General features: G+C 65.2%; 15 protein-coding genes. 5 read left to right on the forward strand and 10 right to left on the reverse strand.

Annotation, left to right across the window (positions count from 1 at the left end; translation table 11 throughout):
• The first annotated feature begins 228 nt into the window (after positions 1–228).
• Positions 229–2,394, forward strand: a complete 2,166-nt coding sequence (locus EWM63_RS03085) for a sensor domain-containing protein (RefSeq protein WP_130185227.1) — start codon at positions 229–231, stop codon at positions 2,392–2,394.
• Between the two features lie 74 nt (positions 2,395–2,468).
• On the opposite strand, the gene cynS is transcribed toward EWM63_RS03085, so the two are convergent.
• From cynS to EWM63_RS03105, 4 genes are all read right to left on the reverse strand, one after another.
• Positions 2,469–2,912, reverse strand: coding sequence for a cyanase (gene cynS, locus EWM63_RS03090; protein ID WP_130185228.1), 444 nt, complete (start codon positions 2,910–2,912; stop codon positions 2,469–2,471).
• An 87-nt stretch (positions 2,913–2,999) separates the two neighbouring features.
• Positions 3,000–3,392 carry a hypothetical protein gene (locus EWM63_RS03095; RefSeq protein WP_130185229.1) on the reverse strand — a complete coding sequence of 131 codons (393 nt, stop codon included), beginning with the start codon at positions 3,390–3,392 and terminating at the stop codon, positions 3,000–3,002.
• Positions 3,393–3,458: 66 nt separating this feature from the next.
• Positions 3,459–4,163: a site-2 protease family protein gene (locus EWM63_RS03100; protein ID WP_130185230.1), complete on the reverse strand. Its 705-nt coding sequence runs from the start codon at positions 4,161–4,163 to the stop codon at positions 3,459–3,461.
• Positions 4,164–4,166: 3 nt separating this feature from the next.
• Positions 4,167–5,201, reverse strand: a complete 1,035-nt coding sequence (locus EWM63_RS03105; RefSeq protein WP_229487702.1) for a DUF2167 domain-containing protein — start codon at positions 5,199–5,201, stop codon at positions 4,167–4,169.
• A 119-nt stretch (positions 5,202–5,320) separates the two neighbouring features.
• Between EWM63_RS03105 and EWM63_RS03110 the strand changes: the two genes are divergently transcribed.
• From EWM63_RS03110 to EWM63_RS03120, 3 genes are all read left to right on the forward strand, one after another.
• Positions 5,321–7,558 (forward strand): TonB-dependent siderophore receptor, encoded by a 2,238-nt coding sequence (locus EWM63_RS03110; protein ID WP_130185231.1) that lies wholly within the window; start codon positions 5,321–5,323, stop codon positions 7,556–7,558.
• A gap of 315 nt (positions 7,559–7,873) precedes the next feature.
• Positions 7,874–8,497 carry a hypothetical protein gene (locus tag EWM63_RS03115; protein WP_130185232.1) on the forward strand — a complete coding sequence of 208 codons (624 nt, stop codon included), beginning with the start codon at positions 7,874–7,876 and terminating at the stop codon, positions 8,495–8,497.
• Between the two features lie 31 nt (positions 8,498–8,528).
• Positions 8,529–8,987 (forward strand): hypothetical protein, encoded by a 459-nt coding sequence (locus tag EWM63_RS03120; RefSeq protein WP_130185233.1) that lies wholly within the window; start codon positions 8,529–8,531, stop codon positions 8,985–8,987.
• 362 nt (positions 8,988–9,349) lie between these two features.
• Here EWM63_RS03120 and EWM63_RS03125 read toward each other — a convergent pair whose 3' ends face one another.
• Positions 9,350–10,666: an MFS transporter gene (locus EWM63_RS03125; RefSeq protein ID WP_130185234.1), complete on the reverse strand. Its 1,317-nt coding sequence runs from the start codon at positions 10,664–10,666 to the stop codon at positions 9,350–9,352.
• Positions 10,667–10,822: 156 nt separating this feature from the next.
• On the opposite strand from EWM63_RS03125, the gene EWM63_RS03130 reads away from it, so the two are divergent.
• Positions 10,823–14,707, forward strand: a complete 3,885-nt coding sequence (locus EWM63_RS03130; protein ID WP_229487703.1) for an ATP-binding protein — start codon at positions 10,823–10,825, stop codon at positions 14,705–14,707.
• On the opposite strand, the gene EWM63_RS03135 is transcribed toward EWM63_RS03130, so the two are convergent.
• From EWM63_RS03135 to EWM63_RS03155, 5 genes are all read right to left on the reverse strand, one after another.
• A complete protein-coding gene (locus tag EWM63_RS03135; RefSeq protein WP_130185235.1) occupies positions 14,684–15,679 on the reverse strand; it encodes a LysR substrate-binding domain-containing protein in 996 nt (331 codons plus the stop codon). The two genes, EWM63_RS03130 and EWM63_RS03135, sit on opposite strands and share 24 nt — an antisense overlap.
• A 210-nt stretch (positions 15,680–15,889) precedes the next feature.
• Positions 15,890–16,795 (reverse strand): alpha/beta hydrolase, encoded by a 906-nt coding sequence (locus EWM63_RS03140; protein ID WP_229487920.1) that lies wholly within the window; start codon positions 16,793–16,795, stop codon positions 15,890–15,892.
• A 2-nt stretch (positions 16,796–16,797) separates the two neighbouring features.
• Positions 16,798–18,048, reverse strand: coding sequence for an amidohydrolase family protein (locus EWM63_RS03145; protein ID WP_130185236.1), 1,251 nt, complete (start codon positions 18,046–18,048; stop codon positions 16,798–16,800).
• Positions 18,049–18,162: 114 nt separating this feature from the next.
• Complete coding sequence (locus tag EWM63_RS03150) at positions 18,163–21,516, reverse strand: glycosyl hydrolase (protein WP_130185237.1); 3,354 nt, start codon at positions 21,514–21,516, stop codon at positions 18,163–18,165.
• A gap of 2 nt (positions 21,517–21,518) precedes the next feature.
• Positions 21,519–22,886: a glycoside hydrolase family 1 protein gene (locus EWM63_RS03155; RefSeq protein WP_130185238.1), complete on the reverse strand. Its 1,368-nt coding sequence runs from the start codon at positions 22,884–22,886 to the stop codon at positions 21,519–21,521.
• Positions 22,887–22,937 lie beyond the last annotated feature (51 nt).

Raw genomic sequence — 22,937 nt, forward strand, 5'->3', positions numbered from 1 at the left:
ACAAATGATAATGCATTATCATTCGCATTTGCAATGCGCCAGAAGACGGAGTGGATTTGCATCGGCGCAACAAGTTCCGGCCGGGAAAAGCGAAGCCCACGGTCCAGGACAACGAATTGTTTCTCTCCGGCACTTACTAAGGTATAGTCACTCTGCAATGGACAACCCGTTCCCGGATGCCGGCGAACCGCCATCCGATTCCAACACTGCTCCAACGCCACCCAGACGATGACCGCCCCCACCTCCGATCTGATGTACCGCCTGCTGGTCGAACGCACTGTCGATTACGCGATCTACATGCTCACGCCGGAAGGCATCGTATCGAACTGGAATGCCGGCGCTGAACGTGCCAAGGGATACAAGGCCGAGGAAATCGTCGGCCGGAGTTTTGCCGTGTTCTACAGCGAGGAAGACCGCGCGGCGGGCCTGCCGCAAAAGGCCCTGGCCACGGCGCGCGCCGAATCGCGCTTCGAGGCGGAAGGATGGCGCCTGCGCAAGGATGGCACGCGGTTCTGGACCAGCGTGGTGATCGATGCGATCCATGACGACGCCGGCCAGCTCGTGGGCTTCGCCAAGATCACGCGCGACATCACCGCGCAGCACGAGCAGCAGCTGAAGCTGGTGGAAGCCAAGGAACTGGCCGAGCAGTACAGCGGGCAGATGGCCGGGCTGTCGAACTTCCTCGATTCCGTGATCTCCAACATTCCCGGCAGCGTGCTGGCGCTGGACGTTCGACCGGGTGCGCAGCTGGGTGAGATCCTGCTGGCCAACGGCCAGGCGCGCCGCCTGTTCGCGTTTGACGGCGCCGACATCAAGGGCAGGCGCGTGCGCGACAGCCTCGATGGCGACGTGGCGCAATACATCGAACGCCTGGCGGCGGCCTCCCCCGGCGGCGATGCGTCGGACGACAGCATGGTGCAAACGCCGCTCGGCCCGCGCACGCTGCGCAGCCGCACGGTGGTGGGCAGCCGCCCCGACGGCGCCGGCGACTACCTGCTCGTCATTACCGAGGACGTTACCGACGAACTGGCCGCCTACGCGCAGATTAATCACATGGCGCAGCATGACGGCCTGACCAACCTGCCGAACCGCACGTTCTTCAACGAACGCCTGGCCGCCGCGATCGTCGACAGCCTGGAGGACCGCAGCCACGCGGCGATCCTGTGCCTGGACCTGGACAACTTCAAGAACATCAACGATGCCTTCGGCCACGGCTTTGGCGACAAGATCCTGCTGATGCTGGCCGGCCGGCTGAAGAAATGCCTGCGCGAGCATGACACGCTGGCCCGCCTGGGCGGCGATGAATTCGCCGTGGTGCTGCCGCGGGTAAAACGCCTCGACGAAGCCAAGCACGCGGCGCAGCGCCTCATCGAAGCGGTGGTACCGGGATTTGCGATCGATGGCCACAGCTTCACGGTGGGCCTGTCGGTGGGCATTGCCATCTCGTCGCACGAGGGCAGTACCGCCGAGCAGTTGCTGCGCTTCGGCGACATGGCGCTGTACGAAGCCAAGCGCAATGGCCGCAACCGCTATGAACTGTTCCGCCCCGAGCTCGAGGCGGTTTCGCGCCTGCGCCGGCAGATGGAAATCGACCTGCGCCGCGCGCTGCACCGCGGCGAGCTGCAGATGCACTACCAGCCGATCATCGAAAAAGCCGGATGCCGCATTTCCGGCTACGAGGCGCTGATCCGGTGGCAGCACCCGACCAGGGGCCCTGTGCCGCCGATGGAGTTCATCCCCCTTGCCGAGGAAACGGGCCTGATCCACGAACTGGGCACGCGGGCGCTGAACCTGGCCTGCCAGGAAGCGGCCACGTGGACGAACGGCGAAACGGTCGCGGTGAACCTGTCGCCGGTGCAGTTCAAGAACAGCGAACTGGTCAAGACGGTGGCCCTGGCGCTCGAGGATGCGGGCCTGCCGGCGCACCGGCTAGAACTGGAAATCACCGAGTCGGTACTGCTCGCCAATACCGAAGGCAATATCCGCACGCTGCAGGCGCTGAAGGACCTGGGCGTGCGCATCTCGCTCGACGACTTCGGCACCGGCTACTCGTCGCTGAGCTACCTGCGCTCCTTCCCGTTCGACAAGATCAAGATCGACCGGTCGTTCGTGCGCGACATGGGCGAAAGCCGCGAGGCGATGGCGATCATCCGCGCGATCACCGGCCTGTCGAGCAGCCTGCTGATCGAGATCACGGCCGAAGGGGTCGAGACCGAGGAACAGTTCCGCCAGCTGCAGCAGGAAGGCTGTTCGCACTTCCAGGGTTACCTGTTCGGCCGGCCCGTGGCCGCCGAGCACCGGATGCAGGAGATCGGCGTGCACGAGATCGGGCTGCAAGAGCGTGGCCCGCAAGAGCGTGGCCTGCAAGAGCGCGGCCCCTTGCGCGCCGCCTGAGGGCCGGCATGCGCCATGCGCGCGCACGTGCACCGCGCCGGTGCACGGATTGCCCTGCGCGGCCGATCACGTCTTCAGTACGTTTTATAGGGCAGGAACTTGCCGGACATCGTGATGCTCACGCGGTCGCCCGCCGGATCCGGCTCGCGCTGCATGTCCATGCGGAAGTCGATCGCGGACATGATGCCGTCGCCGAATTCCTCATGGATCAGCGCCTTGAACGTGGTGCCGTATACGCTGACCAGTTCGTAGAAGCGGTAGACCAGCGGATCGGTGGGCACGGCCGTCGGCAGCGAACCGCGGTACGGCGGCTGCTGCAGCAGCAGCACCGCCTCCTCGGGCAGCCCGAACGCTTCGCCCACGATCGCCGCCTGGCGCGCATCGAACGTCATCTGGCCCAGGCACCCGGCCGTGACCCATTCCTTCGACAACCCGACCTGTTCGGCCACGTCGCACCACTTGATGCCCTTGCGGATCTTGGCGGTCATGATCATTTCGGTGACGTCGGTGCGTTGCATGGTGGTCCTTTCAGTGGTGGGTGAACGATTGCGTTCCCTTACCCAGCACGAAGCGTGCCACCGGACCAGGTGGCTGAGGCAAGTTGCTCATCCAGGCTCTCCTCCATGGCGGGCTTTCGCCGCGAGAATGCCACACAGCACCGCAGGAACCAGCACTATCGCGTACTCCCGCAGCGATTGATGCGGCTTGAAGGCCAACAGGCAGACCAGCGGGCTGACGCTGGCCAGTCCTGTCACGCATCCCTGCTCCCGTACCTGCAGGACAGGCAGGCGCGCCACGCAAGGCCACAGCACGACATACAGCAGACCAGTGATCAGGGCGGGAATCGCACCGGTGAAGCAACTGAGAAACATCAGGATAAAGAACAGCTTATCGTCGCCCTTGTGGGGTAGCACGCTTCCGTAAAAGATGAAAAACGCGATGAGCGGGCCAATCAGCATGAACACCAGTGGCGGCACGAGGTAGGGGCGAATTCTCATGAAATTCCTGCGCAGACGTTTCTGATCCCGGCCATATCCGGTGACGGCTGCCGCCCAGGCCGGCATTCAGACACGCAGGCTCTCATGGATGCCATAGCTCATGATCGCAAGGAATGCCACCAGCCCGAGGTACATCACGCCATAGTTGATGCGCTTGTCCAGCGGCGTGTCATAGTAACCGGCGGCCGCGCCGGGCGAGCCCTGCCATGCCTGCTTCAATTGCGGCAGTGCCAGCAGTCCCACCAAGATCAGCATCGGGCTCGGACGCACGAAGAACAGTGCGGCCAGCAATGGCACGCCCACCAGCCACACCTTCGGCGAGATGACGGCCGTGATGCGGCCGCCGTCGAGCGGTGCCAGCGGAATCAGGTTGAACAGATTCAGCATGCAGCCCGAATAGGCCAGTGCCATCAGCAGCTGGCTGCCCGTGTCGCGCGCGGCGAAGTAGCACGCCATCGCGGCCATCGTGCCCGCCACGGGGCCGGCAAAGCCGATGTACGCCTCCGTCTCGGCATCGCGCGGCTGGTCCTTCAATGCCACCCAGGCGCCGACGAAGGGTATGAATGCGGGGAGGCCCGCCTCCATGCCGCGCTGGCGGGCGGCCACGTAATGCCCCATCTCGTGGACGAACACCAGCAGCACGAAACCGGCGGCGTAGCGCCAGCCGAAGACCCAGCTGTAAACGACCAGCGACAGCAGCATCGTGCCGCCGCTCGTGAGCAGCTTGCCCATCTTCCCGGCCGCGAACAGCCAGACGAGTAACTTGCCCATCGCTTACCCTGGCTTGGAAAGATTGACCTTCCTGCGGCGGCCCAGCATCGTCCAGAGCCAGCTCGCCGCGATAGCCCCGCCCACGAAGACCACCTTCTTGAAGGCCAGCACCAGCGCCAGCAGCTTGCCGAACAGGCCCAGCTTGGCGGCCGCGCCGCCTGCGATCAGGGCCGCGATGCCGTACTCCGCCACCTTGTCCGTTTTTTCATCGAAGTCCGCATAGCGGTGGCCCGGCGCGAAATCCGTGAATGCCGTCACGTTCTTCATTTCGTCGCGGATCTGCCCGATCTGATCCATGCCGGCAACCGCGTTCAGCACCAGCACGCCTTCGCGGCCCAGCACGCGGATGTTGTAGTTCAAGCCGTTGTACTGGTCGCCTTCGGTATGCAGTTCCTTGGCCCAGTACAGCTTGTGGCTGGCCTTGTCGTAGTGGGGTTTCTCGGCCCAGCCGATCAGCGTCATCGATGCATAGCCTTGCTTCTTGCGCTCCTCGTTCGCCCCCGTCATCGCTTCCTGCATGGACTGGAGCAGCTCGTCGTACTTGATGCCGTCCGCGTCGCCATCGTCCACATGGCCATCATTTTCATACGTGATTACCACGCCCCAACCGTGGGCGGCCAGCGGATTCACCGCAGTGGGTACGATCATGCCCAGCGTTTTGATCCCGGGCGGATTGCCCCAGCCTTCGGACAACAGGCGGCCGGCATCGGCGGGATCAAGATAGCGGAACCCTGCCGGCAGATCCAGTGTGGCGATGCCATCGGCCAGCGTAATGCGGCCGTGCTGGAATTTGAGCGAGGCAAGCAATTGCTCGGGGGAGGTTTCGCCCGCGCGAGCGAAACCGAGAAGCAGGCACAAAAGCGCTGCAAGAATGGTGCGGATGAACATGGCGTTTCCCTGAATGGTTTTGGTATGCGTCAAGCCTGCGACGCGTTCTTTGACGTGCTCGACAATAAAAGGCTGGACGCCGCCATTGTAGAAGGCCGGCTTGCCGCCAATTCTCTCCAAAAGTAACCTTATAGAAATATTAGTTGCCATTTAGACGTTACGAGAGACGACAACCCGGCGGCAGCCCCCTTTGCGGCCCAGATGACGTTGATTATTAATGAGAATCATTCGTGTTATCATTATTAATTAGTCATGCAACCACAATCATCATGAGCACACCATCTTCAGGTTCCACCCTTGTCCGCCATGCCACCACCGCCGCCATCCTCGGCATCCTTCCCTTCTGGCACGCGCAGGCGCAGACCGTGCCACAAACGGCACCGGCCACGATGGCTGAAATCGAAGTGACGGGCACGAAGGACGCCACCACGGAAAACAGCGGTTCCTATACGACGACCGGCCCCATCGCCAGCGGCACGCGCCTGGACCTGAGCCCGCGCGAAACGCCGCAGTCGCTGTCGATCGTCACGCGCGAGCGCATGGAACAACAGGGCCTGCAGACGCTGGCCGAGACGATGCAGCAGGTGACCGGCCTCTATGTGAACTACAACGACACCGAGCGCGTCACGTACAACGCGCGCGGCTACGCGGTGACCAACTTCCAGGTCGACGGCATGCTGAACCTGTTCGGCAGCTCGCTGAAGGCGAATGGCGACAACGTGGTGTACGACCGCATCGAGGTGGTACGCGGCGCAACGGGCCTGACGACAGGCGCCGGCGATCCATCGGCGACCATCAACCAGGTGCGCAAGCGTCCGACGCGCGAGTTCCAGGCCAATGCCGCGCTGCGTATCGGCAGCTACGACCTGCGCCGCGCCGAACTCGATGTTTCCGGTCCCCTGGCATTTGACGGCAAGCTGCGAGGCCGCTTCGTCACCGCGAAGCAGAAGGCCGAATCGTTCCGGCCCATGTACGAGCAGGACATGGGCGCGCTGTACGGCATCCTGGAGGCCGACCTGGGTGCGGCCACCACGGTGGCGGTAGGCTACGAGCGCCAGAAGTCCGATCCGCGCGGTTCCACATGGGGTACGGTGCCTTACTGGAACGCGGACGGCTCGCTGGCCAACCTGCCCTCCAACCTGAACCTGTCGACGCCGTGGGCCTCCTGGAACATGGACGAGAAAAAGACCTTTGCCACGCTGGAACACCGCTTTGCCGACGACTGGCGCCTGCGCGCCGCGTGGAGCAGGACCGACCGCGTGCAGGACGGCAGCCTCTACTTCGGCTATGGCGGCTACCCGCGCGCCGACGGCAGCGGCATCACCGTCGCCTCCAACCGCTTCCCCGTCGACGAAACGATGGATGTGCTGGAACTGAACGTAGACGGCAAGTTCGACCTGTTCGGCCGCCGCCACGATATCGTGTTCGGCTGGGGCAAGGCCGACCGCGAAATGGTTTCGCAACGCGTCACCATCGGCGCGGTGCCGGCCGGCTACGACAAGATCCCGAACTGGCAGACGTGGACCGGCGACGTGCCGCAATTCCCGACCACGGTCGGCGCGGTACCGAACAGCATCGGCAACGTCGACCAGAAGGCGCTGAGCGTGGCAACGCGCCTGAACCTCACGGACGCCCTGAAGGCCGTGGTGGGCCTGCGCCACGGCGACTACACGACCCGCACGCGCAACTTCAATGCCGACGGCAGTGCCAGCACCACGACCGGCTTCACGCTCGGTTCGGTGAACACGCCGTACGTGGGCCTGCTGTACGACCTGGATGAACAGTGGACCGCGTACACGGCCTACACCAGCATCTTCCAACCGCAGAACCTGCGCGACAGGAACAATGAATTCCTCGATCCGGTGGACGGCAACAGCATCGAGGCCGGCATCAAGGCCGAACTGTTCGACCGGCGCGTGAACTTCTCGGCGGCCGTGTTCAGGAGCGAGAAGGACAACGTGGGCGAGATCGACGACAGCGTGCCGCCGAATTCCCTGCCGGGCGCCGTGCAGGCCTACCGCTCCACGGGCAAGGGCAACAAGGTCGACGGCTTCGAGCTCGAAGCCTCCGGCCAGGTCCTGCCGGAATGGAACCTCTCGGCCGGCTACAGCCACACCCGATCGCGCGATGCGCGCGGCAACCCGATCAACACGGTGGTGCCGCGCAACCTGCTGAAGGTCTTCACCACGTATCGCTTCGGCCCCGACCGCCGCTACACGGTCGGCGGCGGCGTGAACTGGCAGAGCAACCTGTGGAACACCGCGCAGCAACCCACCGGCGCCTACAACGCCGATGGCGCGCCCATCACGGCGCCGTCGCGCATCTCCCAGGGTTCGATCTGGCTGGCCAGCCTGACGGCCAGCTACCGCATCAACGACCACTTCACCGCCAGCGTCAACGTGGCCAACCTGTTCGACAAGACCTACTACAACCGTGTGGGCTTCTATAACGGGCTGCATTATGCCGAGCCGCGCACGGCGTCGGCGACATTGCGGGCGGTGTTCTGATGTCGCTTGGCGATACCCGATCTTATCGTAAATGCTCGGATCACCCGGACGCCAGCAAGCCGTTGCCTGTTTGACCGAGTTTGCTTAACGGCGCTATTCCACGATATACGCGCCTGCTGAGACCTCGACGCTATCTGGCACTGAATTAAGCCGCTTTCTTCTGCTGAACACTAGCATATTCTTGATTCGATCTCGCAATTTATGCAATTTCAAACAAAGAAATTTTAGCTCTCGTGAGAATCCGATAGTTTTCCAGACATTATTTTGTATTAATATTTATCTGCCAACCGGCTTAACCATATAAGTGGAAGATATATGTCTCGCATACAGCCCCCTCAGATTAATGATAAACTTCTGACGCAGAGTGTTTTCAACCAAGAATCTTCTTGGAGTGACGAGGATGCTTGGGAGGTTGAGGACTACTTGGAGGACGATTCTTTTGATTCTTGGTTTTCCGCAGACTCATCAACTTGGCAGACGGAAAACTTTCTTGCTCCTTTTGGTGGCGCTCAAATTAACGATCATCCACCAGTCACACATGGCAGCATTGTTACCGAGTCGTTTACGATCACGCAGATGATTAATGGTTCAGAACTTCGTTGGTTATGGGACGTCGCTACCGACAATAATACTGGAAATGTTTCCATAGGAATGAGCGTCTATCACAACGGAACGTTTGCCGGCGGCGCTTCTGGATTTGTTAACGAAAATGGAGCGACCATGTATGGAGTAGATGCGAATGGAAACATTACTGCCACTTATACGATGGCACCGGGCTCGTTACCGAAGGCACCGGCGTATGATGGCAACCTTGATCTGCAGATTCTGGAAGGGACGAACAAAATTTATCTTGATGCGAGCGTCGAAAATTCCGATGAATTTATTTCCACTCAGATAGTCGGCTCCGCAAGCTTTGAACTCCAGCAATTTTATGGCTAATTAAAGAAAGCGCTGCAAAGCGCTTTTCACCATGAAAAAAACTTATTATTATACGTTGGCATTAGTGATGCAAACCTCTGCTTACGCATATTGCTCAGATATGTACTCTTTTCAGGCCCTGAAACTGGTACCAAATGATGTCGCCCCGTTGGAAGAAAAAGCTTGCCCGCATTTGGTAAAGTTCGCTCGAGAACGGTTGATAGTAGGGTTTCCGGAGACTTCTTTCATGAAACCTCTTGAAATTGAGGCCCCTGAAATCTCACCGGGTAATTACGTACCTTTGCGACCAGCGAAAACACATGAGATTGGTTCCGGCAGCCATAATATGGATGGCGTTCTTCTTCGTATCTATGCGAACTGCAGTGCGAACACACTTTTCATATCAAAATCGTCATCGTTCGATGGCCTGACCCATTGGTTTGGACCAATTATCTTCAACGAAAAATCAGGTACGTCCGGTTCTCCTTCGGCAGACAATGATGGCAATTAAGCAAACGAACTTTGTTAATACAATGCCCCCGGGTGTCCAGCAACGCAAAATGCGGTGCGTGTCAGAATCACCACGCCTTCCGGTCCATGGTCCACCTTAAGATGGACATACCGGTCGCCCGCATCCGAGAATCCGAATCAAGGACCCTGGGCAACGTGATTGATCCGGAAAGAATCTTCGCGAGCGTATGAGCTTTATCTCGAGATATCCGGCGATGCGGAAACCCCGTCTACCAGATATCGGCTTCCACTTTTCGATACGAGAGCAAAGCTTATGCCGACCGTATGCACGTCGCCCCGGAGCACTAGATTTCTATCTGCAGATATCTGGAATTTCACGCATGCAATCCTTTCGTTTAGCGATTATTCCAGCACCTGGTTCCGCGTCTCCGCATCCACGCACAGGATCGCGCCCGCCCCCATCAGCAGGAACACGGCCAGCATCCCCAGCGCCAGCGTGAAGTGCGTCGCCATCACGGGCGCCACGATGGCCGGGGCGAACAGCCCGCCGAAGCGGGCCACGGCGCCGGCCATGCCCATGCCGCTGGCACGCAGGTCGGTCGGATACACCTCCGGGGTGAACGCATACAGCGCGCCCCAGGTGCCCAGCAGCGCAAAGCTCATGAGCAGTGTCGAGCCGACGACGACCGGCGTCGAACTCCCGAGGCTGTAGCACATGCAGCCCAGGGCGCTGAGCACGAGAAAGCCCACCAGCGTTGGCTTCCTGCCCCACCGTTCCACGCCATAGGCCGACAGCGCGAAGCCCGGCAACTGCACGAGCGCCAGCACGATCAGGAACACCTGGCCGCGCATGAAGCCGAAGCCCTCGGCGCCCAGCTTCACGGGCAGGTAGACAAACACGCCGTAATACGCGATCGAGATCAGGCCCCACGCCGCGAACAGCGCCACGCTGCGGCGGCGCAGGTGCTGCGAGAACAGCGCGAACAGCGAATGCCGGCCGGCGCTGTCCGGCAGCAGCGGCGGGATGGGCACGTTGCGGCCATTGGCCAGGGCTACCCGCTCGAGCACCTTGCGCGCCGCATCCGGATTGCCGCTGCGGTTCAGGTACATCGGCGATTCGGGAACGTACAGGCGCAGCACCACGCCCACGAGCGCCGGGATGCCGGTGACGAAGAAGATCAAGCGCCACGCGTCGTCGCCCCAGCTTGCGGCGAACAGGGCCAGGATCGCCAGCAGGATCGTGCCGACCGCCCAGAACGATTCGAGCATCACGAGCCAGCGGCCGCGCCGGTCGCTGGGCAGGAATTCGGCCATCATCGTGTAGTCGACCGGCAGCGTGCCGCCCACGCCGATGCCGGTGAGGAAGCGCAGCGCCAGCAGCCACGTGAAATCCGGCGCGAACGCCGAGGCCACGCCGCAGCACGCGTCGACCAGCACCGCCGCCATCAGCACCGGCCGCCGGCCGATGCGGTCCGCCAGCCGGCCAAAGGCGAAGGCGCCGATCAGCATGCCGATGAAGAAGAACGTGCCGGTCTGCAGCGCCTGCGGCATCGCGATGCCGAATGTCTTCGCGATCGATGGCGCCGAGAAGCCGATCGACAGCACCTGCATCGCGTCGGCCATCCACACTAGCCCGAAGATCACGAACAGGCGATACTGGAACTTGCCGACGCCGGCGGCCACGATGCCCTGTTCGACGGTTGCGGATGCGGCGGACATGGTGCTCCTCATGGTCAAAAGCCCGATTGTAGGCCAGCAGTAAGCGACCGGGCGCGCGCACACCGGAGAGCGGCTTTCGGCATGCAATGGCACTTGCTGGCATACAATATGTTGACAAACGGTACGACCGTCTTTTTTTACTTTCCGTAAAGCAATATGCAACCCACCGCCCCGCCCCCGATGAACGACGACCTGAGCTGGCTGGCTGGCGGTGGCGAAATGGGCGCCCTGATCCGCGCGATGGACTGGTCGGCCACGCCGCTGGGGCCGCTTGAAAGCTGGCCACAGAGCCTGCGCACCTCCGTCAGCCTGTGCCTGTCGTCCACCTTTCCAATCCTGGTGGCGTGGGGGCCGGACGATATCCAGATCTACAACGATGCCTACCGCCCGATCTGCGGCGACCTGCATCCGCGCGCGATGGGCGGCGCGTTCAAGGAAGTGTGGGCCAGCGCGCTGCCCGTGGTGGGCGACGCCTTCGAGCGCGCGCACCATGGCGAAGGCGTGTACATCCGCGACCAGCGCATGTTCCTCGACCGCGTGGGCTACCTCGAAGAAGCCTTCATGACGTTCTCGTTCTCGCCAATCCGCGATGAAACGGGCGCCGTGGGCGGCATCTTCCACCCCATCACGGAAGCGACGGCGGCCGTGCTGAACGCGCGCCGCACCCGCGTGCTGCGCGACCTGAACGCCGCCATTTCCGACGCCCGGGCGATCGGCGACATTGCCCACGACATCGAAGCGCACTACCAGGGCATGACACTCGACCTGCCGTTCGTCCTGCTGTACCAGATCGACGCGCAAAGCGGCAACCTGCTGCTGCGCGGCGCGGCCGGCACCGCCGGGCATGCCCACCTGGCACCGCCGGTCGTGGCGGCGGATGACGCGATCTGGCCATTTGCCAGCGCAGCCCGGGCACGCGCACCGCAGCAGGTGCATGGCCTGCGGGGCCGCTTTGCCGGCGGGCCTTGCGGTCCCTACGAGATCGCGCCCGACGCGGCGCTGGTGCTGCCGGTCACGGTACCTGGCCAGGCGGAGCCGTACGGCTTCGTCGTGGCCGGCGTCAGCGCGGCGCGCGCGCTCGACGAGGATTACCTGCATTTCTACGAACTGCTCGGCGCCACGGTCAACACGGCGGTGGGCAACGTGGTCGCATATGAAAAGGAGCAGCGCCGTGCCCAGGAGCTGGCGGAGATCGACCGCGCCAAGACCGCGTTCTTTTCCAACGTGTCGCACGAATTCCGCACGCCCCTGACCTTGATCCTCGGCCCACTGGCCGATGCGCTGGCCGATGCGCGCGAGCCGCTGCCGCCGGGGCAGCGCCAGCGCATCGACGTCACGCACAGCAACGCCCTGCGCCTGCTCAAGCTGGTGAACTCGCTGCTCGATTTCTCGCGCATCGAGGCCGGGCGCGCGCTGGCCACCTATGTACCGCTCGACCTGGCGCGACTGACCACCGACCTCGCCGGCGTCTTTGAATCGGCGATGGAAAAAGGCGGCCTGCAATACCGGCTCGACATCGAAGACCTGGGCCAGCCCGTCTATGTCGACCGCGACATGTGGGAAAAGATCGTCTTCAACCTGCTGTCGAACGCATTCAAGTTCACGCTGCAGGGCGCGGTCATCGTCAGCCTGTACCGCCACGCCGGCATGGCCCGGCTGTCCGTGCGCGATACCGGCAGCGGCATTCCGGCGGCCGAACTGCCGCGTGTGTTCGAGCGTTTCCACCGCATCGAAGGCACGCCGGGGCGCACGTATGAAGGCACCGGCATCGGCCTGGCGCTGATCCAGGAACTGGTGCGCCTGCACGGCGGCAGCATCGCCGTGCACAGCAGGGAGGGCAACGGCACCCGCTTCGACGTCGACATCCCCTTCGGCCATGCCCACCTGCCCGCCGGGCACGTCGACCACCGCGGCGACGCGGATGGCGTGCCGGCGGACGGCGACGACGCGCGCCGCATGGGCGCCGCCTCGTTCGTCGAGGAAGCGCTGCGCTGGCTGCCCGATGCGCCGGAACCGGCGCTGGCGCCTGGGGGATCGCCGGACAGCCGCGCGCCTGCGCAACCGACCGCCGCGCCCCTGCCGCGCATCCTGGTCGCGGACGACAACAACGACATGCGCGCCTATCTGAAATCGCTTCTCGAGCCGCATGCCGACGTGACCGTGTGCGCGGATGGCGAAGCGGCGCTGGCGCTGCTGCGGCACGATCCGCCCGACCTGCTGCTCAGCGACGTGATGATGCCGCGGCTGGACGGTTTCGGCCTGCTCGCCCGCATCCGCGCCAGCGAATCGCTGCGCCACCTGCCCGTGATCCTGCTGTCGGCGCGGGCCGGCCAGGAAGCCAAGGTGGAAGGATTGCAGGCCGGCGCCGACGACTACCTGGTCAAGCCGTTCGCCGCCGGTGAACTGCTGGCGCGCGTGCAACGCCAGCTCGGCATGGCCCGCGCGCGCAGCGACCACCATGCCGAACTGGCGCAACGCGAAACCTACTTCCGTTCGCTCGTCGACATGGCGCCGGTGATGCTGTGGACGACGGATACGGCAGGCCTGTGCACCTACCTGAGCCGGCGCTGGTACGAATACACGGGCCGCTCGCCCGAACAGGACCTGGGCATGGGCTGGCTGGAAAACGTGCATCCGGAAGACATCACGCGGGCGCGCACCATCTTCCTGGATGCCAATGCCAGCCATGTACCCTTCTCGTTCGACTACCGCCTGCGCGGCAAGGATGGCACGTACCGCTGGTTCATCGACGCGGGCATGCCGCGCTTCGACGAAGCGGGCCAGCCGAGCGGCTTCGTGGGCACCGTGGTCGACGTCGACGCGCGCGCCCAGGCCGAGCGGGAACTGCAGCGGCTGGCGGACGAGCTGACCGCGAAGAACCGCATGCAAAGCGAATTCCTGTTCACGCTGGCACACGAGTTGCGCAATCCGCTGGCGCCGATCCGCACGGGCCTGGAACTGATGCAGGCGCGCCCCACGGGGCCGGATGCGGACCGGGTCCACGGCATGATGCGCCGTCAGGTAACGCACATGGTGCGCCTGGTCGACGACCTGCTCGACATGGCGCGCCTGTCCGAAGGCAAGGTAGCGCTGCGCCGCGAACCCGTGCAGCTCGACCAGCTGGTGCGCGACGCGCTGGAAATCAGCGCGCCGCTCGTGCAGGCCGGCCGGCACCGGCTGACCCTCGACCTGCCGCGCGAACCCGTCACGCTGTTCGTCGACCGCCACCGCATCGCCCAGGTGTTGAGCAATCTCGTCAACAATGCCGCCAAGTACACGCCGCCGGAAGGCTGGATCGAGATCGGCGCCAGCCTGGATGAGGGAAACATCGCGATCGCCGTGGCCGACAACGGCATCGGCATCGATGCCGCCATGTTGCCGACCGTATTCGACCTGTACGCCCAGGTCGCACATCATCACGAGCTGGCACAGGGCGGGCTGGGCGTGGGCCTGAATCTCGTCAGGCGCCTCGTCGAACTGCATGGCGGCAGCGTGGGCGCGCACAGCGACGGCGCGGGCCGGGGCAGCCGCTTCACGATCACCCTGCCGCTGCGCGAAGGCGACGCCGGCCAGGCCGCCGCCCAGGATGCCGGGCCCGCCGATGCCCCCGCGGGACCCGCCGCGTTGCGCGTGCTGGTGGTCGACGACAATGTCGATGCGGCGCAGATGCTGGCGGCGCTGGTGGAGATGCGCGGCCACGCGGTGCACTTGGCGCACACCGGAAACGCCGCGCTGGCCATCGCCGCGCGCGACCGCCCGCACGTGGTGATGCTCGATATCGGCCTGCCGGACCTCAGCGGTTACGAAATCGCGCCGCAGCTGCGCCGCATGGACGGCATGGCCAATGCCATGCTCGTGGCGCTGACCGGCTGGGGAACGGAACAAGACCGGCAGCGCTCGCGCGACGCCGGCCTCGATGCGCACCTGACGAAGCCGGCCGACCTGGCCAGCATCGACGCGGTGCTGCTGGAAGCGGCGGCGCGCGCCGCAGGACAGGAGGAAAGCGCGCTTGTGCCGTCAGGCGGTTTCCAGCAGCGGTAGCCGTAATGATGGCATCGTCTCGATCGCATTGGCGCTGTGCGGCGCCATCGCCAGCTCGGCATTCGCCGGCAGGCCGCGGCCGACTTCCAGCATGATGCCGCGCAGCCAGATGTGGCACGGGTCGTTTTCCTGGAAGCGGTGCCATTGCAGGCACTCGGCCATCGACGGCAGCGCGTAGGGCAGCGGCAGCACGCGGATCGGCAGGCGGCGAGCGCAGGCCAGCGCGAGCCGGGTGTGCATCGTGGCCACCAGGTCGGTACCCACCAGCGCGGTCGCCATGCTGGTGAAATCGGCCGTGATGACGCGGATGCGCCGGTTCACGTTCTGCGCCTTCAGCAGCAGTTCTTCGACCGTCGGCGAGCGGGGCCGGCCGAGCATCGGCGCGATGTGCGGCAGCCGTTCGTAGGTGGCGGCATCGAGCGTGTCGCCGACGTGCATATTGCCTTCCCAGATCACGGCGCAGTAATGGTCCTCGAACAACAGCCGCTGCGGATGCTCGGGGTCGAGGAACTGGCGCGGGATGATGAGGAAATCGTTCTCGCCGCGGCGCAGCTTCTCGGCGGCATCGTCGGCCAGCGGCACCAGGTCGAGCGTCATGTTCGGCGCATCGCGCAGCACGCGCGCCACCACCTTGTTCAGGAACACCTCGGTGGCGTAGTCGGACACCATGATCTTCATGCAGCGCGTTTCACGCGCCGGGTCGAACGACACGCGCATGCCCACGGTGGCGTGCACGTGCAGGATCAGGTCGCGCACCGGCCCTACCAGCTGCCGGCCCAGCACCGTCAGCTCCATGTTGCGGCCCACGGCGGCCAGCAGGTCATCCTCGAAGAACTCGCGCAAGCGCGACAGCATGCCGCTCATGGCGGACTGGCTGACGTTGACGCGGGCCGCGGCGCGCGTGATGTTCTGTTCTTCCAGCAGCGCGTCGAGGGCGAGCAGCAGGTTCAGGTCCAGCCGGTTGAATCGCATGGTTTTGTCTCCTTGATATTATTCGTAGCCAGCATGTTTTTATCTTCCACTGTAAGGGCTTTTAGTAGTTGCTGTCATCTGGAATAACCGGCGGGGCGCTTTCATGGTTGGCAGCAGAGAACCGGTGTCTGACACTATTTTCCGGGAGATTCATCCGGAAAATAGTGTCAGACACCGGTGTTCGTCGGCCGCAGGTTGCTCGTTCGCCAGTTACCCGCGTGGCGCGCGCACGAAGGCCAGCATCGGCCCAGCCAGTGCGTCATCCCCGCTGTTGATCGCATACACCTGCGTCAGGTGATTGTGATTGCGCACGACGGATATCTGCGGCTGGAAGCCGTGCCGCGTAACCAGCGTGGCGAACAGCTCGCCGGCCTGCGCCTGCATCTGCACCGGATCGAGTTCCGCGTAGCTGATCGCCAGCGGGAACGGTGCCGCGTCGACCAGCGCCACCGTCGACATGGCCCGGTACGCGGCGAAATCGGTGCCGAAATAGGCTTCGTTGCGCGGGTCCGGCGTGGCGATGTTCAGCTGCGTGCGCGCCAGCAGCTCCAGTTCCGCGTTGTAGACGCCTGAGGCCAGGAAGGCGCCGGCGATCTTCAGCCCTTCGGCGGGCTGGAAGCGCCGCACCAACGTGGCCGCGGCCACGTGTGCCGCGCCGGCCGATTCTCCGGCCAGCACGATGTGATCGGGATTGCCGCCATGCGCCGCCACGTGCGCCCGCGTCCATGCCAGCACGGACGACACGTCCTGCGCGCCGGCGGGCCAGCGGTGGCGCGGCCCGAGCCGGTAGTTCGGCAGCACGGCCAGCACGCCGTGGCGCGAGAAGAAATGGCCGACGGCTTCCCGGTCGGCCTTGTCGCCGCGAATGAAGCCGCCGCCGTGCAGGAAGATCACCACCGGCGCCGGGGCCTTCGTGCCGAGCGGCAGGTAGACGTCCAGCCGGTGCCGCTCGTCGTCGCCGTAGGCGATGTCACGGAGGATCTCGCCGCCGCGGGGTGCACTCGCCAGCAGCGGCGCATACAGGTTCTTCGCGAACGCCGGGTCGATCACCGGCCCGGCGGCGCGGATCGCCTTTTCCAGCTTGCGCATGTCCGGCGCATTGACGCCTGCCTCCATGCTCACGCCCCCGCCAGCCCGGCCAGCGCCGGGTCCTTGTGGAAGCGGCCATCCTTCATGATGGCGCGCAGGCGCTTGCGGTCCTGCAGCACCGTCACGTCGGCCACCGGGTCGCCATCCACCAGCAGCAGGTCGGCCAGGAAACCTGGCTTCACCTGGCCCAGCTCATCGCCCATGCCCATCAGCTCGCCGCCCAGCAGCGTGGCGGCGGACAGTACTTCTTCCGGGCTGTAGCCGAAGTGCTCGACGAACAGTTCGAGGTCGCGCGCATTGCGCCCGTTCGGGTTGAACGGGAAGCCGTAGTCGCCACCCGGCAGCACCTTCAGGCCGCGCCGCTTCAGTTCCGGCACCAGCTTCTTCTGCAGCGCCAGCACCTCGGCGGCGCTGGCCTTCATGTGCGTCATGTCGAAATGCGGCGGCGGCGTGGCGTCCAGCGTTGCCTGGATGATGCCGACGGCGGGCGCGATGAAGATGTCGTCGCGCTTTGCCTCCAGCATGTCGAGCGCTTCGTTGTCGGCGTACGAGCAGTGGTACAGCACGCGGAAGCCGGCGCGCAGGCCCATCTTGACCGCCTCGTTGGCCTGCGCATGGCAGGCCAGCCACACGCCCGATTCGCGCGCCTGCTCGCCGGCGGCGCTGGCCTCTTCCTGCGTGTACAGCAATTGCTGCGAAGCGCCCGGCATCAGCGCATCCTCGCCGGACAGCAGGAATTTCACGGACTTGGCGCCGATCGATGCGCATTGCTTGACGAACTCGCGCACCGCTTCCGGCCCGGTACCGTGCTCGGCCACCTGGCCTGGATCCAGCTCGTCGATGGTCGGCGGCGAACGCTCGATCGAGGAAGCGACGAGGCGCGGCCCCGGCATGCCGCCGCTCGTGATGAAGGTGTTCAGCACGACTTCAACCGACTTGCTCAGCGAACCGGCCGAATAGGCGCTCGTGAAGCCGTGATCGAGCAGGATGCGCGCATTGCGCGCCGTCGTCAGCACCAGGTCTTCCGGCGGCAGCGCCATGCCGGGCACGAAGCGCTCGACCGAGCTTGGCCACGACAGGTGCGCATGCGCCTCGACCAGGCCCGGCATCAGGGTGCCGCCCTGCCCGTCGATGACGCGGTCGCCGGCCTGCCGCTCGATGCGGCGGCCGCCATCGGCCACTTCGCTGATGCGGTTGCCTTCCACGCGCACCGCGCCGATGCCGGGGCGCAGCTGGGCACCGTCGAAGATGCGTACGTTGTTGAAAATGATTCCTGCCACTTGTGTCTCCTGTATTTCTGAATTTGATGTCCCAGCTTAGTGGGGCCGCCGGTATCGCCAAAGCCTTGTTTGGCGATACCAGCTATCGCGCGTCCTGGCGCCGGCGGGCCTGCGCTACTGCGACAGTACCCGCAGGGTGACCGGTCCGATCAGCCCCGCGGGGCGCAGTGGCGCGTCGGCCTTGTACGTCGGCGCGGCGGTGAATGTGACCTTTCGAGCACCCGGCTGCGCGTCGCCGACGAGGCGATTGACCCACAGGTTGGCCACCCTGACCTCCACGGTATTGGCGCCCGCCACGACCAGCCGACCAATGTCGACTTCATACGGCTGCTTCCACGCGATGCCAGCACTCCTGCCATTCACGATCACTTCGGCCACGTCGCCCACGCGGCCCAGGTCCAGCTTCAGCGGCCTGCCCGGTTCCGCACCGTCGGGCAGCGTGAAGCCGCGCCGCCAGATGCTCGTTCCCGAGAAATATCTGACCTGTGGGTCGCCACTGTCCGTCAACGAGCCCGGTGCACGATCGGCGATGGTGCCCGGTGCGGCAAGACCGTCAAAGGCGACCTGCCAGTCGCCGTCCAGGCGGGCGGCCTGCGACCATTCCGGCGCCGCGATCGTGGCACCCGGCGCGGTGGCCGCCTTGCGGAACACGACAAAGACCGATTCGTTCGCCCCCAGCGAGAGCGGCATCGCCGTCCTGCCGCCCGCCGTTCGATAACTTGCCGGCTCACCCAGCCCGCTGTCGGCACGCCAGAATTCGGGCGCCTTGCCGCGCACGTTGAACAGCGCCTCCGTGCTGACCGGCGCCGCCGTGCGGTTGACGATGAAATACACGTCGCCGTCGTCCAGCCGGCGGTGCACGAACGACAGCGGGGTATCGCCGGCGCCGGCACCGGCATACTCGACGTCCGGCGCCTGGCCCAGCGTCGCCAGCACCGTTTCCACGTCGCGGCTGTCGACGACCCTTCCCTTGCCGACCCTGCCGCTGTCTTTGCCGCCGCCTTTTCCACCCCACATGCGCTTCACCAGCGCGGCGAATTGCCGGGCATCGTCGCCGAGCGCCGGTGAGCCGGCGGGAGCAGGTCCGACGATCGTCGCGCCCTGCGTGGCCAGCGTGTGCAGCCTGCGCAGCGTGGCCAGCGTCATCTTCCGGCTGCTGCCGCCCAGGTACAGCACGCGATAGCGCGCGCCGCTCTTCGCCACCAGGTCGCCGTCCTTCACCAACAGCGCCTGCGCCAGTGCGTCGGCATTGACGAAGTCGTAGGCGTACCGGCGCGGCGCGTCGGTCGGCTGGCCCGCCTTGTACAGCGTCACCAGCGGCGCTTCTTCTCCGTAGAAGTAGGCCACGTCGGCGTAGTGGCGCCCCTGTTGCAGCAGGTACGCACTGCGCGCCATGTAGTCGACCCACGGCCGCGCCATGCCGGCCCAGGTTTCGTTGCGATTGAAGTACTGGCCGAAGATCGCCAGCGACAGGCCCGGCTTTTTATCCTCGCCCAGCGGCTGGTGCACCGACGTGTGGATCACCGGCAGGTTGACGCCGTTGGCGAACTCCGTGTCGATCATCGGGCGCAGGTCGGACGGGGCGAAGGCCCACGGCGCCATCGCGCTCGTCATCGATTCGGCCGCCACCAGGTTCTGGCCGTAGAGGTGCGCGACCGAGGCGGCGCCCCGCATGTCGGCGATGGCGGTCGGGTTGGGTCCGAGGTCCGGGCGATACGTCCACATCGCCGCCATCGGGATATCCGCGTGGCGCCGCATGGCCATGTCGTCGCCCAGCGTGACGCGCGCGCTCTCCAGCGCCTCGCCATAGACTTTCATGCCCCGTTCGCGCGCCACGGACGCCACGGTGCCATAGTGCTCGCTGGCCACCAGCTCCGCCAGCGTGCGGCGGTAATCGTAGAGGAAGGCGTCGGTACGGGCGCGGTTGCCGATGACGAGGCCCGTCAGGGCCGGCAGCCAGGGCCGCGCGTCATAGCCGCGCAGCCGCCGGAACTGGTCGAGCATGCGCGGTGTCCAGTTCGCGGCGCCGACCTCGGTGCTGTCGGTCACCAGCGCACGCACGCCGCGCTTGCCGATCATATCCTTGCCAACCGCCCTTTCGTAATTGCCCAGGTAGGTCTGCAGGTAGCGGCGCACCGCCCCGCTGTCGTACTTGTCGACTTCCAGCCCGGTGGCTTCCGGCGTCGCCGGGTGGTTCTCGATGCCGGTCAGCGACCAGCCGAGCCGCACGATCTTCCACTTCCCGCTTGGCGGCGTCCACCGCAGCGTGCCGTCCGCGGCCAGCTTGCCCGTCAGGTCGACGACTTGCGACGGCGGCGTGCCGGCCTCGTTCGGATCGGCGGCCGCATCGAGCGCGTGGTAGTCGGCCACGGTCGCGAAGCCGGCCTTGGCCTCGAACTGGTTCACGCGCGGCTCCGCCGACAGGACCAGCTGGCCGAGGCGCAGGTTCTTCGGCCTGGCCATCGCCGCGAACGGCCCCGTATCGGCGCCGGGCACCGGCATGAAGCCGGGATTGACGGCTGGCGGGTTGGCCTTGATCACGACCCGGAACTTCGCCGCCGTGACCGGTGCGAAGCCGGCGGTGGCCGGCACCAGCGACAGCGGCAGGTCAGCGACTTTCTTCCACGTCTGGCCGTCCATGCTGGCTTCCAGCACGGACTGGTAAGCGGGACCCTCGAAGATGTTGCCTGCTCCCGGCGTGAAGATCGTGGCCGAACGCACGGTGCGCGGTGCCGGGTAGTCGAGCGTGACGACGATGGCTTCGCCGGCAGCCGGCGGCGCGATCTCGACGACGTCGCCGTCGTGCGCCATCGCCAGCCTGCGCGCATCGAGCGTTCTTTCGCCGAGCCGGATGCCTGGCAGCTCGCCGGTCCCTGCCCCGGCCGGCCATGCATAGACGCCGACGTCGGCGCCGGCCTGTGCCAGCTTCTGCGCGTCCGGCCGGTGCCCCATGATATCGGGCAGCACGAACAGGCCCTGGAACGGCCCGCTCGTACGTGGCGCGGGCGCGAGCTTCAGCTCGACCGGCTTGCCGCCATCGACGACCGTCTCGGACCAGACCAGCTTCTTCATGCCATCCTGCGCGGGCACCCATGGCCCGCCCGTCTCGCTCCAGCCCGGCGAAGCGGCAATGCCGAATTCCAGGTTCTTCTCTTCCGCCAGTTGCGTGGCGAACCGGAACGCCTCCTTCCAGCCTTCATCCATGTACACCAGGCGCTTGGCGACCAGCGGCGGCGTCATCATCTCCGCGTCGAAGTTCTGCAGGCCGCCCAGACCCGAACGCGACATCCACTCGATATCCTTGCGGATGCCCTCCTTCGTGATATTGCCGTTCAACCAGTGCCACCACACGCGCGGGCGGGCCGTTTGCGGCGGGTCGGCAAACCCCTTCGCCAGCTCGTCTCCCCAGGCGGGCAACGTCACGGCGGCAACAACCGCCAGGCAGATCGTCTTCAAGCGCGGTGCCATCGTCAGACCCCGTTCGCCCTGGCGACCTTGCCGAGTACCGCGAGGCTGGGCTTGGCGGTGCGCTTCATCGTCTTGCGGTCCACGTCGATCAGGCCGAAGCGGGGACCGTAGCCGAAGATCCATTCGAAATTGTCCAGCAGCGACCAGTGGACATAGCCGCGCACGTCGATGCCATCCTTCAGGCAAGCGGCCACGCCGGCCACCGCCGTGCCGATGTAGGCAACGCGCTGCCTGTCGTCGTCGGTCGACGTGCCGTTCTCCGTCACGTACAGCGGCTTCTTCACGTGCTGCGCCGTATAACGCAGCGTGGCTTCCAGCGCCTGCGGGTAGTACTCCATGTGCGCCGACGTCATCACCGCATCCTTGGGCGGCGGCAGCACGCCTTCCGGGCCGATCAGCTCGCGCGTGTACGTCTGCACGCCGAAGAAGTCGCCATGCTCGTTGATCGCCTTGAACCACGGTTCATAGGCGATCGCGCGCTTGCGGTCGCGCATGGCGGGATCGCCCACTGCCTGGTCGTCGGCGATGGCGATCGAGAAGCCCACCGGCAGTTGCGGGCGTACCGCCTTGACGGCCTGGTACGCGGCCGCGTGGCCTTGCAGCTGGCCGGCCTGGATCTTGTCGAAATCGCCGAACAGCCAGGCGGAGAATTTGTCGGAGCTACTTTGGCGCGCGGCCTCCGCCAGCATGGCCTTCATGCGCGGGTTGCCGGCCATGCCGGACAGCGGGCCGGGGATGCCGAACAGCAGGCGCGCCAGGTTCGGTTCATTGAACGTGGTGGCGTAGTCGATCAGGTGGCCCAGGTGGCGCGTCACCCTGTCGCAATAGCGCGCGAACAGCTCGGCCGCGCCCTCCGCTTCCCAGCCGCCGCGCGCGGCGAACCAGCGCGGGTTGACGAAGTGGTTGAAGCTGACCATCGTGCGCACGCCGCGCCTGCGGCACGCTTCCAGCACGTCGCGATAATGCTCCAGCGCGGCGATGGAGAACAGGCCCTCGACCGGCTCCACGCGTGCCCACTCGATCGAAAAGCGGAACGTGTTCAGGCCCGCCTGCGCCAGCAAGCCGATATCCTGGTCGAACAGCCGGTAATGGTCGACACCGGCGGCCGACGGTTCCTTGAACTCGGTCGGCTGCACGTTTTCCAGCAACCACGCATCGCTGTTGACGTTGTCGCCCTCGGCCTGGTGGCCGGCGATCGCCGCGCCCCACAGGAAGCCTTTTGGGAACGCGCCTTTTGCTTTCGTGGCGGCAGCGGCGGCCGTGGCGGCGCCGGGCAGCATGGCGGCGCCGGCCAGCGCCGTGCCGAGGCCCAGCAGGTTGCGGCGGCGCGGGTTGTTCGGGGTATTGCCCTTGTCGGACTGATGGGTCATGCCTGTCTCCATTGTTGTTGTGATGAGCGTCGTTACAAGCGGATCGTGAAC

Origin of the sequence: Pseudoduganella lutea (assembly GCF_004209755.1) — a bacterium.
Lineage (GTDB): Bacteria > Pseudomonadota > Gammaproteobacteria > Burkholderiales > Burkholderiaceae_D > Rugamonas > Rugamonas lutea.

Bases quoted from the DNA above. Each gene is read 5' to 3' on its own strand.
- EWM63_RS03125 (WP_130185234.1), bottom strand. From the start codon at position 10,666: ATGTCCGCCGCATCCGCAACCGTCGAACAGGGCATCGTGGCCGCCGGC.
- cynS (WP_130185228.1), bottom strand. From the start codon at position 2,912: ATGCAACGCACCGACGTCACCGAAATGATCATGACCGCCAAGATCCGC.
- EWM63_RS03105 (WP_229487702.1), bottom strand. From the start codon at position 5,201: ATGGCAACTAATATTTCTATAAGGTTACTTTTGGAGAGAATTGGCGGC.
- EWM63_RS03095 (WP_130185229.1), bottom strand. From the start codon at position 3,392: ATGAGAATTCGCCCCTACCTCGTGCCGCCACTGGTGTTCATGCTGATT.
- EWM63_RS03085 (WP_130185227.1), top strand. From the start codon at position 229: ATGACCGCCCCCACCTCCGATCTGATGTACCGCCTGCTGGTCGAACGC.
- EWM63_RS03135 (WP_130185235.1), bottom strand. From the start codon at position 15,679: ATGCGATTCAACCGGCTGGACCTGAACCTGCTGCTCGCCCTCGACGCG.
- EWM63_RS03140 (WP_229487920.1), bottom strand. From the start codon at position 16,795: ATGGAGGCAGGCGTCAATGCGCCGGACATGCGCAAGCTGGAAAAGGCG.
- EWM63_RS03100 (WP_130185230.1), bottom strand. From the start codon at position 4,163: ATGGGCAAGTTACTCGTCTGGCTGTTCGCGGCCGGGAAGATGGGCAAG.
- EWM63_RS03110 (WP_130185231.1), top strand. From the start codon at position 5,321: ATGAGCACACCATCTTCAGGTTCCACCCTTGTCCGCCATGCCACCACC.
- EWM63_RS03155 (WP_130185238.1), bottom strand. From the start codon at position 22,886: ATGACCCATCAGTCCGACAAGGGCAATACCCCGAACAACCCGCGCCGC.
- EWM63_RS03150 (WP_130185237.1), bottom strand. From the start codon at position 21,516: ATGGCACCGCGCTTGAAGACGATCTGCCTGGCGGTTGTTGCCGCCGTG.
- EWM63_RS03120 (WP_130185233.1), top strand. From the start codon at position 8,529: ATGAAAAAAACTTATTATTATACGTTGGCATTAGTGATGCAAACCTCT.
- EWM63_RS03115 (WP_130185232.1), top strand. From the start codon at position 7,874: ATGTCTCGCATACAGCCCCCTCAGATTAATGATAAACTTCTGACGCAG.
- EWM63_RS03130 (WP_229487703.1), top strand. From the start codon at position 10,823: ATGCAACCCACCGCCCCGCCCCCGATGAACGACGACCTGAGCTGGCTG.